The sequence below is a fragment of the Agrobacterium tumefaciens genome, from assembly GCF_005221385.1.
Classification (GTDB): domain Bacteria; phylum Pseudomonadota; class Alphaproteobacteria; order Rhizobiales; family Rhizobiaceae; genus Agrobacterium; species Agrobacterium tomkonis.
In genome coordinates, this window is sequence record NZ_CP039903.1 from 1,980,667 (window position 1) to 1,997,417 (window position 16,751).

The following is a 16,751-nucleotide window of genomic DNA, read 5'->3' on the forward strand; positions in this document are numbered from 1 at the left end:
GCTCGGCAAAGCAGCTGCAAAGCCCGCCGTTCAGATTTCCACGAGACCGACGCGCTTGACCTGGCGGATGGTGAGCATGGTGCGCACCGTATCGACATTTTCGTCCGCCGTCAGAACCTCGATGACGAAATCCTGAAACTCGGTGAGGTTTCTGGCGACGCAATGCAGCAGGAAATCGCTTTCGCCTGACACCATCCATGCCTGCCGCACCAGCGACCATCCGCCCGTCGCCGCCGCGAAGGCCTTCAGGTTGCTGTCCGACTGCCGCTTGAGGCCGACCATGCAGAAGGCAACGAGATTGAAACCGAGCTTCGGCGCGTTCAACATGGCGTGATAACCCTCGATCACATCAGCTTCCTCAAGCTTGCGGACGCGCCGGAGGCATGGCGGTGCGGAAATACCGACCCTTTCGGCCAGCTCCACATTGGTCATGCGCCCGTCGCGCTGCAATTCGCGCAGGATTTTCAGATCGATGGCATCGAGTTCGACGCTGGTCACGGAGAAGTTCCTCGTTAAGCCGTAGAAGTTCCTTGTACTATTCGGCACGGGATTCGCAACAATATGCCGCCGGCCGGTCACAAAATTGCGCGTGCATCCACAACTGCCTTGTTGGTAACGCAAGGCTGCCCTTGAATAAAGACACTAGACAACCTTAAATACCTGCCAACGAAGGGGTTGCGGCCCGTCCGCCGTCCTGCGGCTGGAAGGCCTTGAGCGAAGACCCTGCTATTGAGAAGGAATGTTCCCATGTCTGCCCGCCACACGAAGGTATTGATCATCGGCTCCGGTCCCGCCGGCTATACCGCGGCGATCTACGCGGCCCGCGCAATGCTGAAACCTGTGCTGATTGCCGGCATGGAACAGGGCGGGCAATTGATGATCACCACCGATGTGGAGAACTATCCGGGCTTTGCCGATCCGATCCAGGGCCCATGGCTGATGGACCAGATGCTGAAACAGGCAACCCATGTGGGTGCGGAAATCGTCAGCGACCTCGTCACCGAAGTTGATACCACGACCCGGCCATTTGTGGTCAAGACCGATTCCGGTCAGGTCTGGACCGCCGATACCCTGATCATCGCCACCGGCGCCAAGGCCAAATGGCTCGGCATCGAGAGCGAGCAGCATTTTCAGGGCTTCGGTGTTTCCGCCTGCGCCACCTGCGATGGTTTCTTCTATCGCAACAAGGATGTGATCGTGGTCGGCGGCGGCAATTCCGCCGTGGAAGAAGCGCTCTATCTCGCCCATATCGCCAAATCGGTCACCGTCGTGCATCGCCGCGACAGCTTCCGTTCGGAAAAGATCCTGCAGGAACGGCTGTTCGCCAAGGAAAACGTCAAAATCCTGTGGAACACGGAAATTGCCGAAATCACCGGCGCTCCGGCCAAGCCACCCATGCCACCCTCCGTCTCGGGCGTGCGCCTGCGCGACACCAAAACCGGCGTCATCAGCGATAAGCCCATCGACGGTGTCTTCGTCGCCATCGGCCATGCGCCTGCGGTTGAACTGTTCAAGGGCAAGGTGAAGCTGAAAGACAACGGCTACATGTGGACCGCCTCCGATTCCACGGCAACCGACGTCGAAGGTATCTTCGCGGCCGGTGACGTCACCGATGACATTTACCGCCAGGCGATCACCGCCGCCGGCATGGGCTGCATGGCCGCCCTCGAAGCAGAACGCTATCTCACGGCGCAACAACCGCTTGCGGTTGCAGCGGAATAACCGAAAGGCAGGATAGGCATGGCAATGCCATTGGACTGGGATAAACTGCGCATTTTTCATGCCGCAGCCGAAGCAGGGTCTTTCACCCATGCTGCCGACAAGCTGCATTTGTCCCAGTCGGCCATCAGCCGTCAGGTCAGCGCACTGGAGCAGGATGTCGGCGTCAAGCTGTTCCATCGTCACGCTCGCGGCCTGATCCTCACCGAACAGGGCGAGCTGCTGTATCGCACCGCCCATGACGTGTTGCTGAAGCTCGAAACCGTCAAGATGCAACTGACCGAAACGACGGAGAAGCCAAGCGGCAAGTTGCGCGTGACGACGACGGTTGGTCTCGGCCAGGGCTGGCTGACGGACAAGGTGCAGGAATTCCTGCAGCTCTATCCGGAAATGTCGATCCAGCTCATCCTCGACAACGAGGAACTGGACGTGAACATGCGCCACGCAGATTGCGCCATCCGCCTGCGCCAGCCGCAGCAATCGGACCTTATTCAGCGCAAGCTGTTTACGGTGCACATGCATGTCTATGCCGCGCCGTCCTACATCAATCGCCACGGCGAACCGCAGTCGATCGAGGATTTGGACAATCACCGCATCATCTCCTTCGGTGAACCGGCGCCCAACTACCTTCTGGACGTCAACTGGCTGGAGAATGCCGGACGGTCTTCGGATAATACGCGCATCCCGCATCTGCAGATCAACAGCCAGACCTCGATCAAACGTGCCTGCCTGCTGGGAATAGGCATTGCCTGTCTGCCCGACTACATCGTCGGCCGCGATCCCGGTCTCATCCAGCTGTCGCTGGCCGCGGATATTCCGTCATTCGATACCTACTTCTGCTATCCCGATGAAATGAAAAACGCTGCAAAGCTGAAAGCTTTCCGAGATTTCATCGTCGCCAAGGCGCGGAACTGGAACTTCTGACGTTAAAATAGTCGGAAACCCAAGATATCCGTTTAAATTCAAATACTTAAAATTGTGAATGTGAGGGCTGCCGATGGGCGGCCCTCACCAGCATTGCACATAAAATATACCGGAAATATCGAGGCCTGCATCGCGCGCATGCCTGACCTGCACAAAAAAGAGTTGTTTCGTGCACAAAAAAGCACCATATCGCTCTCAGCTGATGCACACGGTGGCTTTTCCTCCCAGTTCCACCGCATCAGCTGTTCCCCTCTGGAGGTTTTTGACCTTCACACTTAAAGGGCCCTGGATCTATCCGGCGGCCCTCTTTTTTTACCCGCAAGAATTTTCCCCAATTTGGCGAAATATCGCATGATGCAACCTTGTTTTGCATTATTAGCGCTCCCATATTTTAGTTGGCTGTCACGCTCCCATAAGGCACGCGACAGCTGTTCCCCTCTGGAGGTTTTAACCTTCAAACTTATCAGGCCGCGGAGACATCCAGCGGCCTTCTTTTTTGGGAAGCGCTCCCGTCACCCCACAGGCCCTCACGGATACGTGATTTGTATATCGTAAATCATCGATATAAACATCGCTCATGCCAGATATTAGAGAAACACCGATGAACCCGGAGGAAGTCCTCAAAGCCCTTTCCCACCCTGCGAGGCTGAAATTTCTGGAATGGCTGAAGTGCCCGGAAAATCACTTCTGCCAGGATCATCCGCTCAGCATGGGTGTGTGCGCCAACCAGTTTCAGATCAGCGGCCTGTCACAATCCACCGTCTCGTCGCATCTGGCGGTGTTGCAGGCAGCCGGCCTGATCCGGTCGAAGAAGGTCGGGCAATGGGTGTTTTTCGAACGCAACGAGGAAACCATCGACGCGTTCCGCAATTATCTGCACGCGAATCTCTGAGCCTCCCAAGCTTTGAGCCCTGGGGTGCCGGACCGGAAACCAGCAAGCGGTTCTCCTTCCGGCACCCAGACCGAAAGACAGCGCGCCCTAAGCGCAATTTCGCCAACCGACCAGAAAGTGAAGTCGCATGACCAGTCTTTTCGAACCGGCACAGGCCGGCGATATCGCACTCGCCAATCGTATCGTCATGGCTCCCCTCACCCGCAACCGTTCGCCGGGGGCAATTCCCAACAATCTGAACGCCACATATTACGAGCAGCGCGCCACAGCCGGGCTGATCGTCACCGAAGGCACCCCGATTTCCCAGCAGGGACAGGGCTACGCCGATGTTCCGGGCCTCTACAAGCAGGAAGCGGTCGAAGGCTGGAAGAAGATCACCGACGGCGTGCATTCGGCCGGTGGCAAGATCGTTGCGCAGATCTGGCATGTGGGCCGCATTTCGCATACGTCGCTGCAGCCACACGGCGGCCAGCCCGTCGCTCCTTCCGCCATCCCTGCCAAATCGAAGACCTATATCATCAATGATGACGGCACAGGCGCCTTTGCGGAGACCTCCGAGCCGCGCGCGCTCACCATCGACGATATCGGCCTCATCCTTGAAGATTACCGCAGCGGCGCCCGTGCCGCGCTGGAAGCCGGTTTCGATGGTGTCGAAATCCATGCCGCCAATGGTTATCTGATCGAGCAGTTCCTGAAATCCAGCACCAACCAGCGCACCGACGATTATGGCGGCTCGATCGAAAACCGCGCCCGCTTCCTTCTGGAAGTGGTGGATGCGGTTACGGAAGAAATCGGCGCGGGCCGCACCGGCATCCGTCTCTCCCCCGTTACGCCTGCCAACGATATTTTCGAGGCCGATCCGCAGCCGCTTTACAATTACGTGGCGGAACAGCTCGGAAAGCGCAATCTCGCCTTCATCCACGTCGTCGAGGGTGCGACCGGCGGCCCGCGTGATTTCAAGCAGGGGGACAAGCCCTTCGATTACGCCGCCTTTAAGGGCGCCTATCGCAATGCCGGCGGCAAGGGCCTGTGGATCGCCAATAATGGCTACGACCGTGCAAGCGCCATCGAAGCCGTGGAAAGCGGCAAGGTCGATGCCGTCGCCTTCGGCAAGGCCTTCATCGCCAATCCGGACCTGGTGCGCCGCTTCAAGAACGATGCGCCGCTGAATGAGCCGAACCAGCCAACCTTCTATGGTGGCGGCGCAGAAGGCTATACCGACTATCCGGCGCTCGGCTGATCATTGATAAAACCAAACGCCGCACTGCTTCTCAGCAGTGCGGCGTTTGGCGTTTCAGGATGCGATGCGCGCTTGCCGGGCGGCGAAATCGGAAAACGCACCCATGACAAAGGCATTGGCCACATGCAGCGCCTGCAGAAAGCCATTGCCCGTTTCCCGGCCGATGCTCATCAGCGCCACTTGCAGGCAATAGAGGGCAAGCAAAACCAGCGCACGATTGAGGTTCGGCCGCAAATCATCGTAACGCAGCGCAAGGACCACCAGCGACGCGACGGGGACGGCGATAAACATGCCAAGCCCCTTATGCATCGAAATCAGCGATCCGTCATAATAGATCGACAACCCCGCCAAGAGCACCTGCGCTAAAATCAGCACCGGCACGCCTGCCGAAATAACCGCGAACACGTGACGCCGCGCTGACATCCCATTTGCCGACGTAGCCATCACACCCTGCCCCCGGCATCAGCCGGATGATGGAGGCTCGCCGGTTGCTGCACCTGTTCGAGACAGCCGAGGCTCGCCAATGTCGCCGACACGGCTGCATCAATCGGCGTCCGTGGTTCCGCTCCAAGAAAATCCGCAAGCTTGCGGTTGCTCATGCGGATCGGCATCTGCCAGAGATATTGCATTTCCAGCACTTCACGGAACAGCGGAACGAAGGGTGCGGCCAGCTTTATGCCCGGCCAGAAAAGCCGACGCATCTTGACCGGATGACCAGCAGCCCGCTCGATTGCCCCGACCAGTTGTAACCCATCGAAATCCCAGAAACCTTCCATGTGATAAACGGAAAAAGCTGGAAGCTCGCCCGAGCGATCAAGCAACCGGCCGATCGTTTCCGCCACGTCAGGCAGATAGGCCCATTGATGTCCGGCATAGGGTGCCGCAGGGTTCTGGACGCTGCGCACCGGCTTGCCCGGCCGCACCAGCATCTGTGAAAACCAGTTGTTTTTCGCATCCGGACCGAAAAAATCCCCGGCGCGGACAATCAGCACCGGCACGCCGCGCATCGACGCCATCTTCAGCCGCCGCTCCATCTCCACCCGCAACGCACCCTTGCGGGTGAAAGGCTTTTGCGGGCTGTCTTCCGTCAGAAGCGGAAAAGCATCCGGACCAAAATTATAGACGCTGCCGGGAAAGACGATCCTCGCTCCACAGGCCTCGGCCGCCGCGATGGTGTTGTCGAGCATCGGCAGCACCTGCCTGTCCCAGTTGCGATATCCCGGAGGGTTGACCGCATGGACGATGAGCGTTGCCCCTTTCGCGGCCTCCACCACGTCCTGCCGGTTCATGGCGTCGCCGGTCACGCACTCCATACCGTCCACCACACCGGATGGTGCCTGCTGGCGCGTCAGCGCCCTCACCCGCCAGCCGCGTTGCAACAGCATCTTTGCCACATGGCTGCCAACACCGCCATTCGCCCCGACGATCAGCGCCAGAGGCTGATTCTCTGCTGTATTTGCGTGTTTTTCATATATCATCGCCGTCACTCCTTCTTGTGGGCTGGAGTATCGTTCCGTTGCGCGATATACGAAATTGTCGAAATGAGTGGAGCAGATATACAAAAATTTATGGTCAAGAGCCGGGATGTCAGCTGGGATTTTTACCGCACCTTCCTCAGCGTGCTGCGTGACGGCTCGCTGTCTGCGGCCGCGCGTGAACTGGGCATCACCCAACCAACTGCGGGGCGCCATATCGGCGCGCTGGAAGAGGCGGTCGGCTTTCCGCTGTTCATCCGCTCACCGCACGGGCTGATGCCAACGGAAGCTGCCCTTGCGCTCCGGCCCTATGCGGAAAATCTCGCGGCGACAGCGGCAGCGCTCATGCGTGCGGCATCCGGCGAAGTCGGCAAGATCGAAGGCACGGTGCGCATCAGCGCATCTGACATCATCGGCGTGGAAATGCTGCCGCCCATCGTCGCAGCCATGCAGGAAATTCACCCCCGGCTCGAGATTGAGCTTTCGCTATCGGATACGCTGGAAGACCTCTTGCGGCGCGAAGCCGATATCGCCATCCGCATGACGGAACCGCAGCAGGATGCGATCGTCATGCGCTACATCGGCAATTTCCGTCTGGGCTTTCATGCGACGCGCGACTATCTGGCGAAAGCCGGCATTCCGAAGGTCATGGAAGAATTAAACGAGCACCGGATGGTCGGTTTCGACCGCAAGACGCCTTTCATCAGGGCGGCCATTCAGCGGATGCGCGCCCTTGATCCGGAAATACCCGACATTGAAGACATCTGCTTCGAAATCCGCGCCGACAGCAATCTCGCCCAGCTTGCCATGATCCGCGCCAGCGCGGGCATCGGCGTCTGTCAGATCGGCCTTGCGCGCAAGGACCCGCGGCTGGTGCAGGTTCTTCCCGATATCGACATCCCGCTGCACACCTGGGTCGCGATGCATGAAAATCTGAAGACCTCGCCACGATGTCGTGCCATGTTCAGCGCCCTCGTCGAAGGCCTGAAGGCGCATCTCAAGGAGACCGACCCGGGCGCACCACCACAACGGCGTTAAGGCTGACGGGCAACGGAGGCCGAGCACACCTCGGTCCGCGATGATGTAAAACCAACTTGCGGAACATGTAAGGTGATGCCGATTTGACCGGAAATGCCGGCTCTTTCATCAAAACAGTCTGGCCGACGGTAAAGTCTTGTCCACGACCTCAGCTTCCGGCCGGTCGCCGCCCTGGCTATATTCTTCATGCCATTGGCCGCGTTCGTCCTGATAGCTGATTTCCTCGTCATCGCCGCCCACCTGCTGTTCAGCGGCAACGATACGCGCAGCCTCGACGGCATCCGCACAGGAAGGAAAAGTTTCAGAATAAGCGCCGTTCATGCGGTAAGCGAAGCCTCCGTCATGTTCGACGATTTCATACACTACTTTGGTCATGCATGTTCCTCCTGTTTCAGTAGGCGACATGGCAACCACAACCGCGTTTCAAGCATTGCACCCAACGGGGACACCGCGGCATGAGCAGCATGTCCTGCGACATCACTATCCTACCAAAAGCACTCAAGCGCAAATCCTGCTTGATCTGAGAGACGATACGTCACAGCCTGCGGCTATCAGGGGAAGGGAAATCAATGGTGGGTTCTATTCTGAAGCAGGAGCGCATATTGCTGCTCGCGATACCGGCGGCAATCGCCGCCTATATGGCCGAACATGCGATATTCGAGGCCGGAAAGACGGCCTCGCTTATTGCCGCGATCGCCCTGATCGGGCTCATCGTTCTGGTCTCGATGCGGGTTGCCCATCACGCCGAAATCCTCGCCGCCAAGGTCGGCGATCCCTATGGCACGATGATCCTGACACTCTCGGCAGTTGCGGTGGAAGTGCTGATCCTCGCCATCATCATGAGCGAATCCAGCTCACCGACACTGGTGCGCGACACGATCTATTCCGCCGTAATGATCGACATCAACGGCATTCTCGGCCTCGCCGCCCTGCTCGGCGGGCTGCGCCACGGCGAGCAGCCCTATAATGACGATTCCGGCAAGACCTACGGGGTGATGATCCTTACCGCCATGGGCATCTCGATGATCGTGCCGGAGTTCATTCCCGACGAAAGCTGGCACGTTTACTCCGCCTTTACCATCGTCGCCATGATCGCGCTTTATGCCCTGTTCCTCAAAATGCAGGTCGGTCCACACAGCTATTTCTTCAGCTATGCCTATCCCCGCAAGGCGCATCCCGCCGGCCAACAATCCGGCAGCCACGCGGAAGAAGAGGAAGAAGGCAGCGTGTCCCTCTCCATCGGGCTCATCATCGCCGGCGTGGTGTTGATCGGTGTACTCGCGGAATTCATGGCGGCCTTCTTAAGCCAGAGCCTCGAAGGCACCAGCGCGCCACCGGCGCTGATGGCCGTGGTGGTCGCGACGATCTCGGCGTCGCCGGAAATCCTCACCGCACTCCGCTCCGCCTTGCGAAACCGCATGCAGGCCGTGGTCAACATCGCCATGGGTGCATCGCTGTCGACGGTCATTCTCACGGTGCCGGTCATGGAGGGGATCGCGCTTTATACCGGCCAGCCCTTCATCATGGCGATGACACCGGTTCAGACCGTGATGGTCTTCATCACCCTCATCGCCGCCGCCATCAATCTCAATGACGGCGAAACCAATGCGATCGAGGGGATGACGCATTTCATCCTCTTCGCCACCTTCATCATGCTGCTGTTTCTGGGGCTTTAAAAAACCAGGGGCCCACCCAGATTTCCAGTATCTGAAAGGCGTCGTCGAAACCCCTCCGCCGTCATCCTCGGGCTTGACCCGAGGATCCATCGCTCCGGGTTGTGGATCCTCGGGTCAAGCCCGAGGATGACGTCGAATGAGCGGGCATCTATCAAAAACAAAAAAGCCCGGCATCGCTGCCGGGCTTCTTCAATCAATATCAAAAACCGATCAACGGCAATCGGCGCAGAAACGCTGAATGCGCTTGCAGGCTTCTTCCAGCAGGCTTTCCGACGTGGCGTAGGAAATGCGGAAGTTCGGGCCGAGGCCGAAAGCCGATCCCTGCACGACGGCGACGCCTTCGGCTTCCAGAAGCTCGGAGACGAAGTCCACATCCGACTCGATGACCTTGCCAGATGGCGCGGTCTTGCCAATCAGGCCGGCGCAGGACGGGTAGACGTAGAATGCGCCTTCCGGTGACGGGCAATTGATGCCCTTGGCCTGGTTGAGCATGGAGACGACGAGATCACGGCGACCTTCGAAGATTTTCTTGTTGGTCGGAATGAAATCCTGCGTGCCGTTCAGCGCTTCAACAGCCGCCCATTGCGCGATCGAGCTGGCGCCCGAGGTCTGCTGGCCCTGGATCATGTCCATGGCCTTGATCAGCGGCAGCGGGCCGGCCGCGTAACCGATACGCCAGCCGGTCATGGCATAGGCCTTGGAGACGCCGTTCATCGTCAGCGTGCGATCATAGAGCGCAGGCTCAACCTCAACCGGGGTGACGAATTTGAAATCGCCATAGGTGAGGTGCTCGTACATGTCGTCCGTCAGCACCCAGACTTGCGGATGCTTGACCAGCACGTCCGTCAGCGCCTTCAGTTCGTCATGCGAATAGGCGGCACCCGAGGGGTTTGAAGGCGAGTTGAAGACGAACCACTTTGTCTTCGGTGTGATCGCCTTTTCCAGCGCTTCCGGCGTCAGCTTGAAATTGTCTTCAAGCGTGGTGTCGACGAATACAGGCGTGCCGCCGCAGATCGCCACCATTTCCGGGTAGCTGACCCAGTAAGGCGCGGGAATGACGACTTCGTCACCCGGGTTGAGGGTGGCCATGAAGGCGTTGAAAAGTATCTGCTTGCCGCCGGTGCCGACAATCGTCTGCTCCGGCTTGTAGTCGAGGCCGTTTTCGCGCTTGAACTTGTCAGCAATGGCCTTGCGCAGTTCCGGAATGCCGGAAACGGGCGTGTATTTCGTTTCGCCGCGCTTGATGGCGTCGATGGCCGCTTCCTTGATATTATCGGGCGTATCGAAATCCGGCTCGCCGGCGCCAAGGCTGATCACATCGCGGCCCTTCGCTTTCAGCTCACGGGCTTTCTGGGTAACGGCGATGGTGGCGGATGGCTTTACGCGGGAGAGAATGTCGGCAAGGAAGGCCATTTTTAATCGGTCCTATTGGGGTTGACATCGGTAGACGCTGAAAAACTTGTCTTCTGCGGCACTTTCTATGTCGAAAGACAGACCTTCTTTCAAGGTCAAAAGCCGGCTTATGTGCTGTAGCAGGGAATTTAAACCTTCCTTAACCCGGAAGTAACGCTTGATACGCTATATTCGCGAGCCTAGGGGTCGTGTCTCTATAGCTGGTTGAAAAATGGCGCCCAAAAGCATCTTTTCCAGTCTTGTCCGCGAGGTCGATGGCACATGGTCCACGGCCTACCAAACATTCAACCTGAAATCTGCCCTGCAACCCATTTTCCGTCGAACGACGAGCGGCGCGCTCGACATCGATTCCTTCGAAGGTCTGGTGCGGCCGCATCGCAACGGCGAGCCGGTGACACCAGGCGAGTTCTTCTCCCTCGTGGAGCCTGACGATATCGAGAATATCGACAGTATCCTGCGCACCATCCACATTCTCAATACCGGCAGGCTCAACCGTTCCCGCGCCCGCATCTTCGTCAACTTCCATCCGGGCCTGTTCCAGACGCCGGCAAAGATGCGGCAGGAAGTGGAGCGCATGCGCCTTGCCGCCCACGAGGCCGGAATGACGGCAGACCGTATCGTCTGCGAAATTTCCGAGAAAAAAGCCTCCGACACGCAGATGGTCGCAGACTTCGCCTACCACATGCACGACATCGGCTTTCGCGTGGCTCTGGACGACTACGGTGCCGGCGATTCCGACATCGACCGGGTAAAACTCATCAAACCCGATTATGTCAAATTCGAAGCGGGTTGGGTGCGCGATTTCATGCAGAATTCTGCAGGGGCAGCCCTTCTGCGCGTCATCGTCAGCCAGTTTCGCGACGATGGAATAGAGCCGGTATTCGAAGGGCTGGAGAGCGGCTGGCAGGTCGATCTGTGTGAGGAACTCGGCGTCGTGCTGATGCAGGGTTACGCTCTCGCCAAACCGGAACTCGCACCCACGAGTTTCGACGCACGCTTTCCCGAACTCGGCAGCGCCTATTTCAATACTGCTCCGCGGACGGACCGTACGATGCCACCATTTTTCCGCGAAGAGCGCCAGACGGAGCCGCATCCACAGCGCCAGACCCGCACCTTCGGAAAACGCGGCCTCTGAGCCTATCTGCGGCAGGCAGTTCCCTGTAATCGCGTTTGCCACAATATTGCCGCAATAAATACCGCGGAACGCCAGAATTCGGTCTCCAAGCCGTCCATTTCGAAGCCTCTTTTATCCTTCATGGACAGGGACAAGAGGCAATCGCCATGTTTACCAACGACCGGACTTCCGTTGAAAGGTTAAGGGCGCAGAGAACGCTGTTTTCCCTCTGGATGGCAGCGGCTGCTTTTCTTGTCATCGTCACCATGGCCGCGGGTATCGCGACATCCGCCAATGCGGCGGCCCAAGCCGTCGATACATTGCAAACTGCCTCGATCCCGCAAGCGGCCACCTCGCAGGCGGGTCCGCACTTCCTGCTCATCATCCTTTCGGCTGCGGCCTTCATCGGCCTCGGCATCGGCGGCCTGACGCTTACCCGGCGCAGTCTCAAGGATGAAGCCCGCCGCTACAAATAAGCTGATGCCCCAAAAGCCATGGCAGTCGCCCCGTCTGGCGGTGACCTCCTTCCGCCGGCTTGCGGCACCGGCAGGTTGCTGCTAAAGCACCCGGGAAACCGTCTGATCGACATTTCAAAAAATCCCCGAATTGCCAGGGCCGCGATTGAATGATCTTCCGGCCCCTTGTGTGCTGGTGCCAACAATGACGCGTATTCAGGCCAATATGCTGCTTCTGCTCGCCGCAGCGATCTGGGGAGGCGGCTTTGTCGCGCAATCCTCCGCCATGGCCTCCATCGGCCCTTTCTGGTTCGTCGGCCTGCGTTTCGCCATTGCCGCAATCGCCGTGCTGCCCTTTGCGATGATGGAAACCCGGTCGAAAAAGTCGCCGCCGCGCCGCAAGGAGATCGGCAGCTTCATTCTCGTGGGCCTTGCCCTGTTCGGCGGCGCCACCACCCAGCAGGTCGGGCTTTTGACCACGACCGTCACCAATTCCAGCTTCCTGACCGGGCTTTACGTCATCTTCGTTCCCGTGATCGCCGTCGTGCTTTACCGGCGACATCCCCATTGGATCGTCTGGCCCTGCGCCCTGATGATGCTTGGTGGCATCTTCCTCCTCTCCGGCGGCGCATTCGAGGCGCTGACAAGGGGAGATATTCTCAGCATCATCTGCGCCTTCTTCTGGGCGATCCAGATCACGCTTGCCGGCCGCTTCGTCTCCGAGAGCGGGCGGCCGCTGGCCCTCTCCTGCACTCAGTTCGCGGTTTGCTCCCTTCTTAGTTGCATGATCGGCATCGCCTTCGAACCCATCAGCATGGGCGCAATCGAAGCCTCGCTAGCAGAAATCCTCTATGTCGGCCTCGTATCTTCCGGCCTCGCCTTCGTCTTGCAGGTCATCGGCCAGCGTTACACCACGGCGCCGCAGGCGGCGATATTCCTGTCCTCGGAGGCGCTTTTCGGCGCGTTGATGGCCTCGCTTTTCCTGAATGAGACCATTTCCCGCGCCGGTTATGTCGGATGCCTGATCATATTCATCGCCATATTGATCGTGGAACTGGTGCCGGAACTGACGCGAAAACGGCAAAAAACCGTGGCTGGCACAGCCTGACGCAAAAAGAACCGTTTTTTCTCGCCCGCGTAAAAAACGCGTTTCGGCATCCAAAATTTTGCCGGGAACACCCACCCCAACCGGCAATTATTTCATCAAATATCGCCTATGCGAAAAAAATGTGCGATTGCACGCCGTTATTCTACCGCAGGTTTTTTATCTGACAAAAAGCCCGTGAAAACTTTTGCTTGCCAATTTTCCATAAACGCATCACTCTACCGCGGTTCGGGCAATTTGCGAGCATGGGAAGGCCTATAAAATTTGCGCACTGGGGACGCTAAAAACCTCGGGCGGTGGGACGAAAAACGTTGGATGAGAACGCCATTACTTCCCGCTGTGAAGGTCCATTTTCTCAATAGTCAAGAACTGCCTGCCAACGCCCTCGCGGGGCAAAACTGTAATGCTGCCTGTAGCTGAACGCGGGCAGAGCGAAAAGGACCTGATGCATGGCCGAAACTGGCACCGTAAAATTCTTCAATACAGACAAAGGCTTCGGCTTCATCAAGCCAGACAATGGTGGCGCTGATATCTTTGTTCACATCTCTGCTGTACAGGCTTCTGGCCTGTCCGGACTTTCAGAAAATCAGAAAGTGAGCTTCGACACGGAACCGGATCGTCGCGGCAAGGGCCCGAAGGCAGTCAATCTGCAGATTGCTGGCTGACCCTAAAACGGCTTTCTTTTCTAGTTGAAGCCCGGCAGGAATGCCGGGTTTTTTTATGCCTGCGCATACGCCATGCGTAACGCGCTCAGATCCCCTGAAGATAGGGATTGTTGCGGCGTTCATCGCCCAGCCGACCACCAGGACCATGCCCGCAGATGAACCCGACATCGTCGCCGAGCGGCAAAAGCTTGTCGCGAATGGACGCCATCAATTGCTCGTGGTTCCCGCCGGGCAGATCGGTCCGCCCCACCGACCCAGCAAACAGTACGTCACCGACATGGGCAAATTGCTGGTCACGATTATAATAGATGACGTGGCCGGGGGCGTGGCCCGGGCAGTGATAGACCTCAAAGACATGGTCCCCGAAGGATACCCTGTCCCCGTCCTTCAGCCATTTGTCCGGCACAACATTCTGAAGACCGGCGATACCGTATTTTTCGGCCTGCACCTCGATCCTGTCCAGCAACGGCCGGTCATCCTCATGCGGACCGATCACCGGCAGCGAAAGTTTCGCGCGCAATTCCTCGGCACCGCCAGCATGATCGAGATGTCCATGGGTCAGCCAGATTTCCTTGAGGGTGATGCCGTTTTCAGCGACGACCTGAAGGATGACGTCCACATCGCCGCCGGGATCAACGACAACACCCTCCTTGGTATCCTGATCGAAGAGGATGGTGCAGTTCTGCTCGAACGGCGTGACCGGAATAATGCCCGCCTGCAACTTTCCCATATCCCGTGTCTCCGTGTCCGAAAAATCCCGCTTCCTATAGACCGCGACCGGCCCCAGTACAATGGCGGAGAAAAGATACGGCTTTTCCGTTGCCGGATTGCCTTTAAAAATAACAATAAAATTCAATAAGATAACCGGCATATTCCTGCTCAAAACGGAAATTTCTACCGAAAAATGTGGAACGCCCGGGTGGCTCCGACGTTGTAGCTCCAGTCTTAAAAGGAGTGAGACACATGGACAAAACGCTTAAAATGCTCATGGCTGGCGGCGCTTTCGCCCTGATGGCCGGTTATGCAAACGCCGCCATGGTCGCCACCACCGCATCGGATATTTCCGTTCGCTCAGGCCCCGGCGAAGACTATCCCGAACTGGGTCTGGCCACCCGTGGCAGCAGTGCGGTTCTGGACGGCTGCATGGATGGCAGCAGCTGGTGCCGCATCGAGGTCAATGGCCTGCGCGGTTGGGCGCATGCGGACTATCTGAATGTCATGTATGAGGGTTCTCCCGTCATTCTCGAAGACCGTCGCACCGAACTCAGCGTGCCTGTCGTGACGTATGAGAAGACCTCAAGCGTGCAGGCTGAACCCAATCCCGGTGATCCGAATCTCGGCCGCGTTGGCGATGTCGACATCACCCCGCCCGAAGCGGTTATCACCTATATGGACGAACATCCTGCGGACACCGTCACCTTCGATGGCGACGTGGTCGTCGGCACAACTCTGCCGTCAGATACCCGTCTCGTTGAAGTTCCCGACTATCAGTATCGTTATGTACGGGTGAACGACGTGCCGGTTCTGGTCGAGCCATCAACCCACCGCATCGTCTATGTCTACCAGTAGACCCACTTACTGAACGGTATGAAACAACTGAAGAGCGCGGGCTTCCCGCGCTCTTTTCTATTTCCGGTAAAGGTCACTCAGGATTCCAGTTGCACCCGCACCCGCAGCATATTATCCACCGCAACAGAAAATGATCGGCGACATTCTCCCGAGCGGACGCATTTTCGGCTATGTTTACAGAATATTGGCGCATCGACGTATGTCAGCCGCAGGATATGAAGGAACCGCAGTGCCACCGCAATCGCTCAAAACCGCCGCCGCGAGGCAAATACCGGCACTCCCGAAGGTTGACGACGGCAAGATCGACTTCGATACGATCGAGGCGTTGTTTTTTGCCTATCGCGATTTCGTCTCCGATCCCGATGTCATCCTGTCGAAGCTGGAATATGGCCGTGCGCATCACCGGGTGGTCTATTTCGTCAGCCGGCAGCCCGGCATGACGGTGGCGGATCTGCTCGACACGCTTCAGATCACCAAACAGAGCCTTGCCCGCGTGCTGAAGCAATTGATCGACGACGGTTATATCCGCCAGATGGCCGGTCCCGAAGACCGCCGCCAGCGCCGGCTTTATCCGACGCTGACCGGACGCGAACTGGCGCTGGCGCTGAGTGAACCGCAATCGCGGCGTATCGATCGTGCGCTGGAGGGACTTGGTCCCGATGCTCGCGCCTGCGTGCGAAAATTCCTGGCGCAGATGCGCAGCCCGACAACAGCGGAAGGCGACTGACGATGGCGACAGCAACGACAAAGCGCCCGCCGGCTGATGATGACGCCGCCCACCTTCTCATCGTTGACGACGACGCCCGCATTCGCAACCTTCTCCAGCGCTTTCTGGGTGAGAAGGGATACCGCATTTCCGTCGCTGCAGATGCGGCCGAAGCCCGGCGCAAGATGATCGGCATCCGTTTCGACCTGCTCATCCTCGACGTGATGATGCCGGGAGAAAACGGACTTTCGCTCACCCGCTCGCTGAACGAGGACAAGTCCGTGCCGGTCATTCTGCTGACCGCCCGCTCGGAAGCGGATTCCCGCATCGAGGGGCTGGAGGCCGGGGCGGATGACTATCTCGCCAAACCCTTCGATCCGCGCGAACTCGTGCTGCGCATCAACAACATCCTGCGGCGCAACACCTCGCCAGATACACCGAAGATCGAGCAGATCATGTTCGGGCCCTACAGCTTCTCCATTCCCAAGAAGGAATTGCGCCGCGGCCCCGAAACCATCCGCCTGACGGACCGCGAGCAGGAGATCATGCTGCTTTTTGCACTTCGCGCCGGTGACACCATCCCACGGCACGAACTGGTCGAGGCGGAATCGGAAGTGGGCGAAAGAACCATCGACGTGCAGATCAACCGTCTTCGCCGCAAGATCGAGGACGACCCCGCCAATCCGGTCTATCTGCAAACGGTACGCGGCATCGGCTACCGGCTGAGGGTGGACTGACAAGGACAAACGAAAGGCGGGCG

Annotated in this window: 19 protein-coding genes; 13 read left to right on the forward strand and 6 right to left on the reverse strand. The window is 58.3% G+C overall.

The window, feature by feature from the left end; all coding sequences use genetic code 11:
• Positions 1–30: 30 nt before the first annotated feature.
• Complete coding sequence (locus CFBP6623_RS09930) at positions 31–498, reverse strand: Lrp/AsnC family transcriptional regulator (protein ID WP_046797993.1); 468 nt, start codon at positions 496–498, stop codon at positions 31–33.
• Between the two features lie 249 nt (positions 499–747).
• On the opposite strand from CFBP6623_RS09930, the gene trxB reads away from it, so the two are divergent.
• From trxB to CFBP6623_RS09950, 4 genes are all read left to right on the forward strand, one after another.
• On the forward strand, positions 748–1,722 hold the full coding sequence (trxB, locus tag CFBP6623_RS09935) for a thioredoxin-disulfide reductase (RefSeq protein WP_080841946.1): 975 nt from the start codon (positions 748–750) through the stop codon (positions 1,720–1,722).
• A 24-nt stretch (positions 1,723–1,746) separates the two neighbouring features.
• Positions 1,747–2,643 carry a LysR family transcriptional regulator VtlR gene (locus CFBP6623_RS09940; protein WP_046798419.1) on the forward strand — a complete coding sequence of 299 codons (897 nt, stop codon included), beginning with the start codon at positions 1,747–1,749 and terminating at the stop codon, positions 2,641–2,643.
• A gap of 601 nt (positions 2,644–3,244) precedes the next feature.
• Positions 3,245–3,535: an ArsR/SmtB family transcription factor gene (locus tag CFBP6623_RS09945; RefSeq protein ID WP_046797991.1), complete on the forward strand. Its 291-nt coding sequence runs from the start codon at positions 3,245–3,247 to the stop codon at positions 3,533–3,535.
• A gap of 127 nt (positions 3,536–3,662) precedes the next feature.
• On the forward strand, positions 3,663–4,775 hold the full coding sequence (locus tag CFBP6623_RS09950; protein WP_046797990.1) for an alkene reductase: 1,113 nt from the start codon (positions 3,663–3,665) through the stop codon (positions 4,773–4,775).
• 54 nt (positions 4,776–4,829) lie between these two features.
• Here CFBP6623_RS09950 and CFBP6623_RS09955 read toward each other — a convergent pair whose 3' ends face one another.
• Positions 4,830–5,219, reverse strand: a complete 390-nt coding sequence (locus tag CFBP6623_RS09955) for a DUF6220 domain-containing protein (protein ID WP_046797989.1) — start codon at positions 5,217–5,219, stop codon at positions 4,830–4,832.
• Positions 5,219–6,253 (reverse strand): NAD-dependent epimerase/dehydratase family protein, encoded by a 1,035-nt coding sequence (locus tag CFBP6623_RS09960; protein WP_080841945.1) that lies wholly within the window; start codon positions 6,251–6,253, stop codon positions 5,219–5,221. The genes CFBP6623_RS09955 and CFBP6623_RS09960 overlap by 1 nt, the downstream gene beginning before the upstream one ends.
• 90 nt (positions 6,254–6,343) lie before the next feature.
• Between CFBP6623_RS09960 and CFBP6623_RS09965 the strand changes: the two genes are divergently transcribed.
• Positions 6,344–7,288, forward strand: a complete 945-nt coding sequence (locus CFBP6623_RS09965; RefSeq protein ID WP_046797987.1) for a LysR family transcriptional regulator — start codon at positions 6,344–6,346, stop codon at positions 7,286–7,288.
• A gap of 108 nt (positions 7,289–7,396) precedes the next feature.
• Here CFBP6623_RS09965 and CFBP6623_RS09970 read toward each other — a convergent pair whose 3' ends face one another.
• Positions 7,397–7,663, reverse strand: a complete 267-nt coding sequence (locus CFBP6623_RS09970) for a DUF2188 domain-containing protein (RefSeq protein ID WP_080841944.1) — start codon at positions 7,661–7,663, stop codon at positions 7,397–7,399.
• Between the two features lie 194 nt (positions 7,664–7,857).
• Here CFBP6623_RS09970 and CFBP6623_RS09980 point away from each other — a divergent pair, with 194 nt between their 5' ends.
• A complete protein-coding gene (locus CFBP6623_RS09980) occupies positions 7,858–8,964 on the forward strand; it encodes a calcium:proton antiporter (protein ID WP_046797985.1) in 1,107 nt (368 codons plus the stop codon).
• A gap of 210 nt (positions 8,965–9,174) precedes the next feature.
• On the opposite strand, the gene CFBP6623_RS09985 is transcribed toward CFBP6623_RS09980, so the two are convergent.
• Positions 9,175–10,377 carry a pyridoxal phosphate-dependent aminotransferase gene (locus CFBP6623_RS09985; RefSeq protein WP_046797984.1) on the reverse strand — a complete coding sequence of 401 codons (1,203 nt, stop codon included), beginning with the start codon at positions 10,375–10,377 and terminating at the stop codon, positions 9,175–9,177.
• 211 nt (positions 10,378–10,588) lie between these two features.
• On the opposite strand from CFBP6623_RS09985, the gene CFBP6623_RS09990 reads away from it, so the two are divergent.
• The 4 genes from CFBP6623_RS09990 (at position 10,589) to CFBP6623_RS10005 (ending at position 13,716) form a co-directional block, all read left to right on the forward strand.
• Complete coding sequence (locus CFBP6623_RS09990; RefSeq protein ID WP_080841943.1) at positions 10,589–11,512, forward strand: EAL domain-containing protein; 924 nt, start codon at positions 10,589–10,591, stop codon at positions 11,510–11,512.
• A gap of 146 nt (positions 11,513–11,658) precedes the next feature.
• Entirely contained in the window at positions 11,659–11,967 is a 309-nt protein-coding gene (locus tag CFBP6623_RS09995) for a hypothetical protein (RefSeq protein ID WP_080841942.1), read from the forward strand.
• Between the two features lie 184 nt (positions 11,968–12,151).
• Complete coding sequence (locus CFBP6623_RS10000) at positions 12,152–13,054, forward strand: DMT family transporter (RefSeq protein WP_046797981.1); 903 nt, start codon at positions 12,152–12,154, stop codon at positions 13,052–13,054.
• A gap of 446 nt (positions 13,055–13,500) precedes the next feature.
• The gene (locus CFBP6623_RS10005) at positions 13,501–13,716 is read left to right on the forward strand and encodes a cold-shock protein (protein WP_003494703.1); all 216 of its coding nucleotides are present in this window, start codon (positions 13,501–13,503) and stop codon (positions 13,714–13,716) included.
• Between the two features lie 85 nt (positions 13,717–13,801).
• Here CFBP6623_RS10005 and CFBP6623_RS10010 read toward each other — a convergent pair whose 3' ends face one another.
• Positions 13,802–14,446, reverse strand: a complete 645-nt coding sequence (locus tag CFBP6623_RS10010; RefSeq protein WP_046798418.1) for an MBL fold metallo-hydrolase — start codon at positions 14,444–14,446, stop codon at positions 13,802–13,804.
• Positions 14,447–14,679: 233 nt separating this feature from the next.
• Between CFBP6623_RS10010 and CFBP6623_RS10015 the strand changes: the two genes are divergently transcribed.
• The 3 genes from CFBP6623_RS10015 to CFBP6623_RS10030 all read left to right on the forward strand — a co-directional run bounded on the left by CFBP6623_RS10015 (position 14,680) and on the right by CFBP6623_RS10030 (position 16,728).
• Positions 14,680–15,285, forward strand: a complete 606-nt coding sequence (locus CFBP6623_RS10015) for a DUF1236 domain-containing protein (RefSeq protein ID WP_046797980.1) — start codon at positions 14,680–14,682, stop codon at positions 15,283–15,285.
• A 199-nt stretch (positions 15,286–15,484) separates the two neighbouring features.
• A complete protein-coding gene (locus CFBP6623_RS10025; RefSeq protein ID WP_046798417.1) occupies positions 15,485–16,012 on the forward strand; it encodes a MarR family winged helix-turn-helix transcriptional regulator in 528 nt (175 codons plus the stop codon).
• Positions 16,013–16,014: 2 nt separating this feature from the next.
• The gene (locus CFBP6623_RS10030) at positions 16,015–16,728 is read left to right on the forward strand and encodes a response regulator (protein ID WP_080841939.1); all 714 of its coding nucleotides are present in this window, start codon (positions 16,015–16,017) and stop codon (positions 16,726–16,728) included.
• The last annotated feature ends 23 nt before the right edge of the window (positions 16,729–16,751 follow it).

What these genes read in the sequence shown, in the direction of transcription:
- trxB (WP_080841946.1), top strand. Translation starts at nt 748, where the DNA reads ATGTCTGCCCGCCACACGAAGGTATTGATCATCGGCTCCGGTCCCGCC.
- CFBP6623_RS09985 (WP_046797984.1), bottom strand. Translation starts at nt 10,377, where the DNA reads ATGGCCTTCCTTGCCGACATTCTCTCCCGCGTAAAGCCATCCGCCACC.
- CFBP6623_RS10000 (WP_046797981.1), top strand. Translation starts at nt 12,152, where the DNA reads ATGACGCGTATTCAGGCCAATATGCTGCTTCTGCTCGCCGCAGCGATC.
- CFBP6623_RS09940 (WP_046798419.1), top strand. Translation starts at nt 1,747, where the DNA reads ATGCCATTGGACTGGGATAAACTGCGCATTTTTCATGCCGCAGCCGAA.
- CFBP6623_RS09980 (WP_046797985.1), top strand. Translation starts at nt 7,858, where the DNA reads ATGGTGGGTTCTATTCTGAAGCAGGAGCGCATATTGCTGCTCGCGATA.
- CFBP6623_RS09990 (WP_080841943.1), top strand. Translation starts at nt 10,589, where the DNA reads ATGGCGCCCAAAAGCATCTTTTCCAGTCTTGTCCGCGAGGTCGATGGC.
- CFBP6623_RS10005 (WP_003494703.1), top strand. Translation starts at nt 13,501, where the DNA reads ATGGCCGAAACTGGCACCGTAAAATTCTTCAATACAGACAAAGGCTTC.
- CFBP6623_RS10025 (WP_046798417.1), top strand. Translation starts at nt 15,485, where the DNA reads ATGTCAGCCGCAGGATATGAAGGAACCGCAGTGCCACCGCAATCGCTC.
- CFBP6623_RS09965 (WP_046797987.1), top strand. Translation starts at nt 6,344, where the DNA reads ATGGTCAAGAGCCGGGATGTCAGCTGGGATTTTTACCGCACCTTCCTC.
- CFBP6623_RS09970 (WP_080841944.1), bottom strand. Translation starts at nt 7,663, where the DNA reads ATGACCAAAGTAGTGTATGAAATCGTCGAACATGACGGAGGCTTCGCT.
- CFBP6623_RS10030 (WP_080841939.1), top strand. Translation starts at nt 16,015, where the DNA reads ATGGCGACAGCAACGACAAAGCGCCCGCCGGCTGATGATGACGCCGCC.
- CFBP6623_RS10015 (WP_046797980.1), top strand. Translation starts at nt 14,680, where the DNA reads ATGGACAAAACGCTTAAAATGCTCATGGCTGGCGGCGCTTTCGCCCTG.
- CFBP6623_RS09955 (WP_046797989.1), bottom strand. Translation starts at nt 5,219, where the DNA reads ATGGCTACGTCGGCAAATGGGATGTCAGCGCGGCGTCACGTGTTCGCG.
- CFBP6623_RS09995 (WP_080841942.1), top strand. Translation starts at nt 11,659, where the DNA reads ATGTTTACCAACGACCGGACTTCCGTTGAAAGGTTAAGGGCGCAGAGA.
- CFBP6623_RS09950 (WP_046797990.1), top strand. Translation starts at nt 3,663, where the DNA reads ATGACCAGTCTTTTCGAACCGGCACAGGCCGGCGATATCGCACTCGCC.
- CFBP6623_RS09945 (WP_046797991.1), top strand. Translation starts at nt 3,245, where the DNA reads ATGAACCCGGAGGAAGTCCTCAAAGCCCTTTCCCACCCTGCGAGGCTG.
- CFBP6623_RS10010 (WP_046798418.1), bottom strand. Translation starts at nt 14,446, where the DNA reads ATGGGAAAGTTGCAGGCGGGCATTATTCCGGTCACGCCGTTCGAGCAG.
- CFBP6623_RS09960 (WP_080841945.1), bottom strand. Translation starts at nt 6,253, where the DNA reads ATGATATATGAAAAACACGCAAATACAGCAGAGAATCAGCCTCTGGCG.